The sequence below is a fragment of the Cellulomonas septica genome (assembly GCF_012396155.1).
GTDB classification, from domain to species: Bacteria; Actinomycetota; Actinomycetes; order Actinomycetales; family Cellulomonadaceae; genus Cellulomonas; species Cellulomonas septica.
Genome location: NZ_JAAXOY010000047.1, coordinates 1 through 10,563, shown reverse-complemented (window position 1 = coordinate 10,563; position 10,563 = coordinate 1). Strand labels below are relative to the sequence as shown.

At 72.8% G+C, this 10,563-nt stretch carries 9 protein-coding genes; 3 read left to right on the top strand and 6 right to left on the bottom strand.

Going from position 1 to position 10,563, the window contains the following annotated elements; genetic code table 11:
- Positions 1-61: 61 nt before the first annotated feature.
- The gene (locus HGA02_RS03770) at positions 62-622 is read right to left on the bottom strand and encodes an O-acetyl-ADP-ribose deacetylase (RefSeq protein ID WP_168677724.1); all 561 of its coding nucleotides are present in this window, start codon (positions 620-622) and stop codon (positions 62-64) included.
- Between the two features lie 199 nt (positions 623-821).
- Between HGA02_RS03770 and HGA02_RS03765 the strand changes: the two genes are divergently transcribed.
- Entirely contained in the window at positions 822-1,379 is a 558-nt protein-coding gene (locus HGA02_RS03765; RefSeq protein ID WP_168677722.1) for a hypothetical protein, read from the top strand.
- A gap of 60 nt (positions 1,380-1,439) precedes the next feature.
- Positions 1,440-2,072, top strand: coding sequence for a TetR/AcrR family transcriptional regulator (locus tag HGA02_RS03760; RefSeq protein WP_168677720.1), 633 nt, complete (start codon positions 1,440-1,442; stop codon positions 2,070-2,072).
- A 111-nt stretch (positions 2,073-2,183) separates the two neighbouring features.
- On the opposite strand, the gene HGA02_RS03755 is transcribed toward HGA02_RS03760, so the two are convergent.
- The 4 genes from HGA02_RS03755 to HGA02_RS21390 form a co-directional block, all read right to left on the bottom strand.
- Positions 2,184-4,448: an aryl-beta-d-glycosidase gene (locus HGA02_RS03755; RefSeq protein ID WP_168677719.1), complete on the bottom strand. Its 2,265-nt coding sequence runs from the start codon at positions 4,446-4,448 to the stop codon at positions 2,184-2,186.
- 1,240 nt (positions 4,449-5,688) lie between these two features.
- A complete protein-coding gene (locus tag HGA02_RS03750) occupies positions 5,689-6,513 on the bottom strand; it encodes a hypothetical protein (protein WP_168677717.1) in 825 nt (274 codons plus the stop codon).
- A gap of 4 nt (positions 6,514-6,517) precedes the next feature.
- Positions 6,518-7,057, bottom strand: a complete 540-nt coding sequence (locus HGA02_RS03745) for a C39 family peptidase (RefSeq protein ID WP_168677715.1) — start codon at positions 7,055-7,057, stop codon at positions 6,518-6,520.
- 490 nt (positions 7,058-7,547) lie between these two features.
- Positions 7,548-9,263: a peptidoglycan-binding domain-containing protein gene (locus HGA02_RS21390; RefSeq protein WP_168677713.1), complete on the bottom strand. Its 1,716-nt coding sequence runs from the start codon at positions 9,261-9,263 to the stop codon at positions 7,548-7,550.
- Positions 9,264-9,515: 252 nt separating this feature from the next.
- Between HGA02_RS21390 and HGA02_RS03735 the strand changes: the two genes are divergently transcribed.
- Complete coding sequence (locus tag HGA02_RS03735; RefSeq protein WP_168677711.1) at positions 9,516-10,025, top strand: DUF4854 domain-containing protein; 510 nt, start codon at positions 9,516-9,518, stop codon at positions 10,023-10,025.
- Between the two features lie 4 nt (positions 10,026-10,029).
- Here the strand turns inward: HGA02_RS03735 and dtd are convergent, their stop codons facing one another.
- Positions 10,030-10,470, bottom strand: coding sequence for a D-aminoacyl-tRNA deacylase (gene dtd / locus HGA02_RS03730; RefSeq protein ID WP_168677709.1), 441 nt, complete (start codon positions 10,468-10,470; stop codon positions 10,030-10,032).
- Between the last annotated feature and the right edge of the window lie 93 nt (positions 10,471-10,563).

Genomic DNA, 10,563 nt, shown 5'->3' with positions numbered 1-10,563 from the left:
GGCGGCTCGTGCGCGACCGCGGGACTGCGCGCGCGGCGACGTGCGGTGCGCCGCGTCGGCGTCAGCGGTGCGGTGCCCCCAGCGCACGCTCGAAGGCGTCCAGCAGGGGCGGCGAGAACAGCACGAAGCGCACGAGCGCGATCCCGCTCGGGTGCGTGTGCCCGTCCTCGTCCGGGCGCTCCGTCGACCCCTGCCACGCACGGGCGGCGGCGACACCGATCCGCGCGACCTCGTCGGCGTCCCAGCCGTACGCACCCGCGCTCACCGCGGGGAACGCGATGCTCGTCGCCCCGACCTCGACCGCCCGCTCGAGCGACCGCGTGAAGCACGACGCCAGGTCGGCGGTCTCCCGCTGCCCGCGGTTCCAGTTCGGGCCGACGGTGTGCACGACCCACCGCGCCGGCAGGTCGAACCCGGGCGTCGCGACCGCGTCCCCGACCGGCAGCCCGTCCGGGTACTCCGTCCTCCGCACGCGGCGGCACGCCTCCAGCAGCCGCGGCCCCGCGGCCGCGTGGATCGCGCCGTCGACCCCGCCGCCGCCCAGCAGCGACGAGTTGGCGGCGTTGACGATCGCGTCGACGTCCTGCGTCGTGATGTCCCCGAGGACGGCCTCGATCTTCATGCGACCCATCCTGGGGTGGGCTCCGGCGCCCGGCCAGCGGCGCGGGGGCTCGCGCGCCCGGTTTGCCCAGGTCTAGCGTGCGGACCAGGTCGCACGTCGCGGCCGGTCGGGACGGCACGACGGGCGGTCGCCCCGGCTCGCACGACGCCGCGACGCGGGTGGCGAGGTGCGCAGGGTCGCGCGGGAGCGAGGTGGCGGGGTGCCGACGAGGACGACGAGGACCACGACGAGCGAGCCCGCGTTCTCGCTGCGCTCGCTGGAGGTGCGGCACGCGGTCGGCTGGGTCGTCGGCGTGCTGCTGGTCGCGGGCGTCGGGGGCGTCGTCTGGCACCTGGTCGACGTGCGCTCGACCGGCCAGCTCGGCGCTCTCGCGATCGGCGCGCTCTGCGCGGGCGGGCTGCTGCTCATCGCGGTGGGCTGCGGCACGTTCACCGCGGAGTACGTCAAGGTCACGACGACCGAGACCACGGAGTCCGACGCCACGCCCGGTGCGCGCGACGCCCCGACGGCCGCGGTCCAGGCCCTCGTGCCCCAGGTCGCCGCCGGGCTCGCGAAGCTCACGCCCGCGCGCTCGCTCATCTTCGCGGGGATCACCCTGCTGCTCGTCGCGGGTGCCGGGGCGGGGATCGGCTACACGCTCGACCAGGTCGCAGGCAACGCACCCGCGAGCAAGCCGAGCCCTGGTCCGAGCGGCTCGCCGGCCGAGTCCGGCGGCACGGGGACGACCGGCCCGGCGCCGTCGCCCGACGAGTCCTGAGCCGACCGCCCGGGCCGGACGCCACCGGGGCTCCCGACCGCCGCGTGCCATCCTGGGCGCATGTCGACCGAGGTCAGCGGCACCCCGACCGGCTACGCCCGTGGGCGTGCGACGCGCGAGGAGATCCTCGACGCCGCGATGCGGCTGTTCGGCGAGGTCGGGTACACGTCGGCGTCGCTGCGCGAGGTCGCGTCCCGCGTCGGCATCACGCACCCGGGCCTGCTGCACCACTTCAAGAACAAGGCGGCGCTGCTCGAGGCGGTGCTGCAGCGCCGCGACGAGATCGACGAGGCCGCGATCCGCACCGACCGCGAGGCGGGCATCGACTACTTCGAGGCGCTCGTCCTGCTGGTCGAGCGCAACGCACGCCGCCCCGCGATCGTCGAGCTGTTCACGACCCTCTCGGGCGAGGCCACGTCACCGGGCCACCCCGCGCACGCGTACTTCCAGGACCGCTACGCACGCGTCGTGGGGACGACCGCCGAGATGCTCGAGGAGCGGCGCCGCGCCGGCGGCCTGCGCCCGGGCGTCGACCCGCTGACCGCGGCCCGGCTGCTCGTCGCGGTCATGGACGGCCTCCAGGTCCAGTGGCTGCTGGAGGCCGACGCGCCGGGCACGCGCGTCGACATGGCCGCGGGCCTGCGCGCCGCCTACGCGGCCTTGTTCGTGCCGGTGGACGACGCCGCGCGGTAGCGGCCCGCCGAGCACCCGTGGACCGCGACGGGCTGCGGGGCAGGGCACCGGACGCCGGACGTCGCCGGCGGCCGCCGGTGCGGCCCGAGGTGCCCCCGGTCACCGCCCGGGTCAGGCGTTCGCCTTCTCCACCAGCGCGTCGAGCTGCTCGGGCGTCAGCGGCGACAGCCCGAAGTCGGCGAAGACGCGCGCGGGCGTCTGCGCCAGCATCGCGGCCATGGTCTCGTCCATCGGCGGCGCGCCGTCGGACGCGAGGACGGCGTTCATGAGCGGCCCGCCGACAGGGTGCGCCAGCCACTCGGCGAGCGTCGACCACGCGGTCACCTCGCCCCACAGCGGCTCCCCGACGACCTCGACGGCGGCGCTGCCACGCACGTCGCGCGACGACGCCCCGACCTCGACGACGAACGTGCCGCCCTCGACGACCCACCGCCGCAGCCCGGGGTGCCAGTACGACAGGTCGCGCGCGTCGAGCGTGAACGTCACGGTCTGCGACTCGCCGGGGTCCAGGGCGACCTTGGCGAACGCCTTGAGCTCGCGCGTCGGCCGCAGCACGGACGCCTCGGGGTCGCGGACGTAGACCTGCACGACCTCGGCGCCGGGACGGTCGCCGGTGTTGGCGACGGTCGCGGACACCTCGACGCGCACGTCGGCGCCCTCGCCGAGCGCCCGTGCCCGGACGTCCGAGTAACCGAACGTGGTGTACGTCAGCCCGTGGCCGAACGGGTAGGCGACGTCGACGCCGCGCGTGTCGTACCAGCGGTACCCGACCAGGACGCCCTCGCCGTACCGGACGACGCCGCCCTCGCCGGGGAAGTTGCCGAACGCGGGGGTGTCCTCGATGCGCAGCGGGATCGACTCCGCGAGGCGGCCGGACGGCGCGACGGTCCCGAGCAGCAGGTCGGCGACGGCCGAGCCGCCCGCCTGTCCGCCGAGCCACGTCTCGAGCACGGCGGCGGCGCGGTCGCGCCACGGCAGCGAGACGGCGGACCCGTTGGCGAGCACGACGACGACGCGCGGGTTCACCGCGGCGACCGCCTCGAGCGTGGCGACCTGGTGGTCGGGGAGGCCCAGCCGGGGGCGGTCGTAGCCCTCGGACTCGTCGGGCCCGGGCAGGCCGAGGAAGACGACGACGGTGCGCGCCGCACGGGCCGCCTCCACCGCGGCCGCGCGGAGCGCGTCGTCGTCGCCTGTCGGCCCGCCCGAGATCGTGAAGCCGGGCTCGAACGGCAGGTCCGTGCCCGTGGCCGCCCGGAGCGCGGTGAGCGCGTCGTCGAGGCGGGTGGGGACGACCTGCGAGGAGCCGGCGCCCTGGTAGCGCGGGGTGCGGGCGAACTCGCCCACGACCAGCAGCCCGTCGCCGTCGTCGAGCGGGAGCACGGGTACGCCGTCGACGGCGTCGTTCTTCAGCAGGACGGCACCGGCCGCGGCGGCCTCGCGGGCGAGCGCGTGGTGCGCGTCGGCGTCGATCGTCGCGTCGGTGTCCTCAAGAGCGGGCAGCGCGCGGGCGATCAGGCGAAGCACGCGGCGCACGGCGGTGTCGAGGACTGCCTCGTCGAGCATCCCGGCGCGGACGGCGTCGACGACGGCCTCGTCGGGACGCGGGCCGGCGGCGGGCATCTGGAGGTCGAGGCCGGCGTCGAGCGCGGCGACGCGGTCGTGCGCGGCACCCCAGTCGCTCACGACGAGGCCGTCGAACGCCCACTCGTCGCGCAGGACCTCGGTGAGCAGCCAGTGGTGCTCGGACACGAAGGTGCCGTTGAGCTTGTTGTACGCGCACATGACGGTCCACGGCTGCGCACGCGTGACGATGCGCTCGAACGCGGGCAGGTAGATCTCGCGCAGCGTCCGCTCGTCGACCTCCGCGGACACGCGCATGCGGTCCGTCTCCTGGTTGTTGGCCGCGTAGTGCTTGAGCGACGTGCCGACGCCCTGGCTCTGGATGCCGTCGACGAGCGCGACGCCGATCTCGCCCGCGACGACCGGGTCCTCGGAGACGTACTCGAAGTTGCGCCCGCACAGCGGTGTCCGCTTGATGTTGACGCCCGGACCGAGGAGGACGGCGACGTCGTGCGCGCGGGTCTCGCGGCCGAGGGCCTCGCCGACGCGACGGACGAGGTCGACGTCCCACGTGGACCCGAGCGCGGCCGCCGTCGGGAAGCAGGTCGCCGGGACGGAGTCGAAGAGGCCGAGGTGGTCGGCGCCGCTGCGCTGCTTGCGCAGGCCGTGCGGGCCGTCGGTGAGCATCACGGCGGGGACGCCCAGGCGCTCGACGCCCTTCGCGTGCCAGAAGTCGCTGCCCGACGTGAGGGCGGCCTTCTCCTCGAGGGTGAGCGCGGCCGGCACGTGCTCGACGTCGAACGGTGCGTACCCCATGACGGCTCCTCGTCCTCGCGACCACCGGTCGACGAAAACCTACCAGGCGGTAGTGAATGCGCCGAGGGTCTCGCGGTGACGTGCGGCGCAGCAACAGCCGGGACGACGCCACCAGGCGCGAGCGGGAACGAGCCGGGCGTCGGCATGACGAAGGCCCCTCGGTCGCTTACACCGAGGGGCCTGGGGCAAGCCTAACGAGCGCCCTGCCCCGGACGGGTGAACTGCGGGTGGCGTGTCCACACATTCCGTCCACAGCCCTGTGGGCAACCGGCGTCGGCCCTGCACGAGCTGTGGACGCACCTGTGGGCGCAGCGGTGGACAAAAGTCGGCCTCTCGCCCCCCTTGCACGCCCCCACGCGACAGGACTAGAACTTCACCAACGAGCTCGACAGCACCAAGATCGCAGGTGAGAGGCCCTTTCGAGGGCGGACCACCCGCGACGAGGGCTGCCGGGCACGGGCCGACCGGAGAACGGGCGACCATCTCGACGAGGCGACTCGTCGGCCTGTGGACGACGACACAGGGGTCGCAACGGACCGGAAGGCCGGACGCAGTCCTACCCGCCCGCGGCGGACCGACGGCGCCGACGCCCCCCGGGCGACGGAACCGGAGAGACGCCGGGTGACGGGCAGGAACCGCACCGTCGCAGCGGTGTCCTCGCCGGTCCTCCGGCGGACGCGGACCTGCGGCCACGGGAAGGCCCCTCGGACGCTTACTCCGAGGGGCCTTCTCCGTGCCACGGACCCCTCGAACTCGTCGAGGGTTTGCGCCTTCGCCAGAGGCTTCGATCGCGGCTCGACACCGTCTGCGGGGCGTCCTGCACAGCCGACGTACAGTTTTGGCCAGATCGGGGCGTTCCAGCAGGTCGTGAGGCGGCTCCAGGACGCGTGTTGTTGCACCCTGCCGCACGGCGTCGCAGGGGTGCGCCGAGGTCGCACCGCAGGTGATCGCTGACGCAGTTCGCTCGTCGCTCAGCATGGCCTGCGACGTCGCCCCCCAGGTCCTCGATCGCGATCGGGATGATCGTCGCAGAGGCTCCAGTCGGTTGTCCGTAGCAAGTTGAACCATGTCGGCCCGACCTCGGGCACCTGTCAGCCTCGGGCGTCGCAGGGAGGACCACTCGCGGCTTCACGGGGCGAACGTCCCGGAACGCAGACGTCCCGCACCCCTCAGCACAGGGGTACGGGACGCCCGAGACGCTCACGCGCGATCAACCTCGGCGGGAAAGCGCCGACTCTACTCACTCAGGGTCGACTCCCGAGTTGCGCGCGGCCTCACTACCTTCGGAGGGCTCCGCATGAGCCAGACGCGCACGCCTCCGCAGCAGCACCCCTCCCGCGACGAGCAAGGCGCCGATCGCCGCAACCGTCGCAATTCCCTTTGGCTGGAATAGCACCAACTGCGGCACGAAGATGTTCGTACCGCCGACCATGTCCGAGCCGGGATTCGGGTTCGCGTCGATGTCCGCGTAATAGTCGCTCAACGACTTCGCGTACTGCTTCACCTGGTACTTCACACCACTGAGGTCCGTCAGATGATTGCCCTTGAGCGTGTACCAAGCGGCCATTTCCGGATACGACACCAGCGGAGCCGCCGGCGCTGCGGCGATCTGGGTAGCGAGCTCGGGGTCCCACTGGACCACCGCGAGCTCCGGGTCAGCCTTCCCGTTCGCGTACCAGGCGAGGGCGACACCCGCGCTGGCGCCGCTGGAGTCGAACACCGGCGCGACCCACGTGCCATCCGGCTCGACGATGTTGCCCTTGGCGTCGCCACGAGTGAACGCGTGCGTGAACTTGTACACCGTGCGCGGCTCGCCGAACGTCACCGCACCGCCCGCCTCTGAAGCTGATCGTGCGGCCTTCGACGCCTCCGCAGACCCGTCCAGGGCCAGTGTCGTCGGGTCCTCCAACATCTCCGCAACCTCGGTCGCTGCTTCGTCGGAGAAAAACTGCTCGATCTCGGCAGGCGGAGCCTGCTCATCCTGCGACCACGCAGCGGACGCCCCCATGGGGACAACCACGAGCGTGGCGAACGCAACCACCGCAAGCCGCCTCATCGCGCTCACGTGCTCACACTCCCTGGTTGTAGCGGCTGTTGGTGCCTGTCCACGTGCCGTTCGCATAGAGGTAGTCGTAGCTGCCCGACACGAACTGGCCGGTGGCCGTGTCCAGCCAGTACACGGTGGACGACCCGCTGTACCCGTAGACGGTGACCACATGACCCGTCGTCAGCAGACTGCTCTTGTACCCGTACCGAATCTGCAGCGGACGGCCAGCGTCCACACGGCTCTTCATCGTCGCGAAGTTCACGATGTACGCGACCTTCGTGCCCGGGGACCGCCCGAAGTGGTTGTACAGATCGTCGATGTCCCCGTAGAACGAGCCTGCCTGGTCGGGGCAGTTGCTCGTCCCCAGAGCGACATTCACGAGATTGCACTGCGAGTACGACGGTGTCACCCCGTGGTACTTCATGATCGCCTGGGTCGAGGCTGCCCAGCACCAGTTGCCCTTTTCCTGCTGGACCTTCGGAAGGTTCAGGTTGTACGCCTGCGCGCGCCCGCACTCGCCAGGGTCAGCGCGCCCGCGAGTATCACCATCGTCGACAACCACCGGATGACGCGTCCACGCCTGGACGGCACGGCCGGGACAGGCCGAGGAACTTCTTCTGACAACTCACGCTCCCTCATGCCAGGCCATTTTTCTCACGGCCCTATGAAACCTGTAGACACCGTTGTGACAGGTGAGGGGAACGTAGCGGAGCGCCGGGCGTGGCGTGGGAGGTTCCGAAAAACTCTCATCCGGTTCTCCAAGTCGGCCGTTGAGTCGGTCGACGACCGCCCCAGCCTCGAACCGATACGGAGTCGGCGCAGAAGGACGCGACACAGTGCGACGCGCCGACCGGAAGGCTGGCGTTGGCGCCTCGGCCCCGAACGGCGAAAGTTCAGACCAGGCGCACATCCCGGGCCAACCGCAGGAGCACCACCACGAGGGCCCCTCGGACGCTTGCTCCGAGGGGCCCTTCTCCGTGTGCGGCCTGCAGACGGACCCGGGGCGGGCTGCGGGTCAGGCAACCCGCCCCGGGCGGTCGTGCGGTGTCGGGTCAGCGAGCGCCGACCTCGAGGATCTTCGCCCAGGTCAGGCGACCCACGATGCCGTCGGCCACCAGACCGTGTGCCTTCTGGAACGCCTTCACCGCCGCCTTGGTGCGGGGGCCGAACCGGCCGTCCGCCTGCGCGCCGACCGCGCGCTGGATGAGGATGACCGCCTGCCCCGTGGCCCCGCTGGTGATGCCACGGTTGATCAGGGCCTGCGAGACCGGGCCCGCGGCGGCCGGGCGCACGGTCGTCCCGCCGTTGGCGACCTGCACGAGCACGGCCCAGGTCCGCGGACCGACGATGCCGTCGGCGACCAGGCCGTGGGTCCGCTGGAACGCGACGACCGCCGCCCGCGTGGCGGGCCCGAAGACGCCGTCCTGCGGGGTGCCGACGATCCGCTGGATGATCACGACCGACGGGCCGGTGGCCCCGCGCTTGATGCCCTGCGCGATCTGCGCCGCGGGGATCGCGTCCTTCGACAGGACGGGGGCGGGTGCGGACGGTGCGGGGGCGGTCGGCGCGGTCGGCTGCGCGGGAGCGGAGCCCGTGGCGACGACGTCCCAGACGTAGTCCAGCGGCTGCGAGTAGTGGCCGCCGGCCACCGCGTAGACCCGGATCGTGTGGCGACCGACCGCGAGGCCCGTCAGGGTGAACTCGGTGCCGTCGACCTCCACCGGCGTGACGCTCTGGGCGCCCTCGGGCAGGTCGACGACGTACTCGAGGGTCGCACCGGGGTCGGTCGCGACGGCGAACCGGGCGGTCGTCGACGTGGTGGACGCGTCGGGCTTCGCCAGCCACGACGCGGACACCAGCGGCGCCTCGGCGACCTCGACCGACACGGTCGACTCGTTCGACTGCTCGCCCTCCTCCGTCCAGACGGAGAACGTGAACGTGAACGTGCCCGCCGTCCGCGGGTACAGCGTGACGACGTGCGTGTCCTCCCAGTCGAACTGGAAGCCGAGCGCCTCGCCGTCCGGGGTCCACGCGTCGAACCCGGTGACCGCGTGGGTGCCCGCGGTCACGTAGTCGTCGAGGTCGATCGTGGTCTGCTCGTCGACGGTCGCGGCGAAGGAGAGGGTCGCCGGGACGGACGGGGCCACGACCGAGGAGTCGACGGTCCAGTCCCACGAGGTGCCGTTGTGGTTGCCGGCCGCGTCCACGACGGCGAAGTCGATGGAGTGGAATCCCTCGGTCAGGCCGGACAGCTGGACCGTGCCCCCGGCGACGACGACGGGCTCGTCGCCGTCGAGGCTGTAGGTCACGGTGGCGCCGGGCTCGCTGGTCACGCCGAACGTGAGCGAGGTGGCGGTCGTGTGCCGGTCCGGGCGCTCGAAGACCGGGGGCGTGACCGCGAGGGCCGCCTCCGTGTCGACCGTGAACGTGCCGGAGCCGATCGTCTCGCCCAGGTACTCGACGCTGTAGGTGTGCGGGCCGTCGGCGAGCGCCGGGCTCTCGAACTCCCACCCGCCCACCGGGTCGGAGGGCGTGGACGTGGTGGCGCCGTCGATCGTGATGTCGACCGCGCCGCCGAGGCCGTCGGTCGTGCCGGCGAAGTTGGGGGTGTCGTCGTTCGACAGCGCAGCGGGCGCGACGGTGACGGTCGCGGCCGGGGGGACGGCGGACGCGGGGACCGTGGCGACGGCGGTCAGAGCGGCGGTCAGGGCGGCCGCGGCGGCGGCCGATGCCCCGCGCCGGGCGCGGGAGGACGTGCGTGCAGACATTCGGATGGTGCCTTCCGTGTCAGGCATCCCGTGTGGAGGCCGCGTCATGACTGATCGGCTGGTCGCACGCCTTTGTGAGCGCTCACAAGGACCGCACTGGCCTGGTCGTGCCCGTCGACCCGGGCCCGGTCGTCACGTCTCGCCCTCCGGGTGCCCCTGACAACCGATGCGACCCCTGTAAGACTTCTCCCGCCTCGGGACACCGGCGTCCGGCGGCACCACACGTCGACGCAGACCGAAAGAGGACCACCCGTGCAGACCACCACCCGGCGCGCCGCAGCCGCGCTGCTGATCGCGACCGCGCTCTCCCTCACCGCGGCGTGCTCGTCGTCGAGCCCCGAGGCCGAGGAGACGACGACCGCCGCCCCGACCAAGGAGGCGCCCGCGACGGACACCGAGGCCACCGACGACTCGGCCGACTCCGGCGACGACCAGGCGGCCGCGCTCGACGCCTACGTCACGGCCCTGCAGGCCACCGTCCCGCAGCTCATGTCGCAGTTCGACGGCACGTACTCCGCGATCACGATCACCGGCGAGCAGCCGAGCACCGTCGTCTACACGTACACCTACGCGGAGCAGCTCGACGCCCCCGCGACCGCGAGCGCGCTCGACGGCCAGGTCGACCAGCTCCAGGAGGTCTGCGACTCCGCCGTGTTCCCCGAGATGGAGGGCCAGGGCATCACGACGGACCCGCAGGTCCGGTACGTCTACGTCAACGCCGACGGCGCGGAGATCTGGTCGCACACCTTCGCGAAGTCCTGACCCGTCAGACGGCGGCCGGTGACGACTCCAGCAGGATCGTCACCGGCCCGTCGTTGACGAGCTCGACCGCCATGTCCGCGCCGAACACCCCGGTCGCGACCTCGAGCCCGCGCTCGCGCAGCGCCGCGACGACCGCCTCGACGAGCGGCTCGGCGACCGGACCCGGGGCTGCGGCGTTCCACGTCGGCCGGCGACCCTTGCGGGTGTCGGCGTAGAGCGTGAACTGGCTGACGACGAGCACGGGCGCGCCGACCTCGACCGCGCACCGCTCGTCGCGCAGGATCCGCAGCTCGGCGATCTTGCGGGCGACCAGCTCGACCTGCGCGGGACCGTCGCCCGGCGTCACGCCGACCAGCGCGACCAGCCCGGGGCGGTCGATCGACCCGACGACCTCGCCGTCGACCGTCACGGACGCGCGCGTCACGCGCTGCACGACGGCCCTCACGCCAGGACCACCCGCGGCACGTCGCGCCCCGCGCGGGCCGTGCACGACGCGCCGCCGCGCGACGCGTCGACCGATCCCCCGGCGACCGCCCTC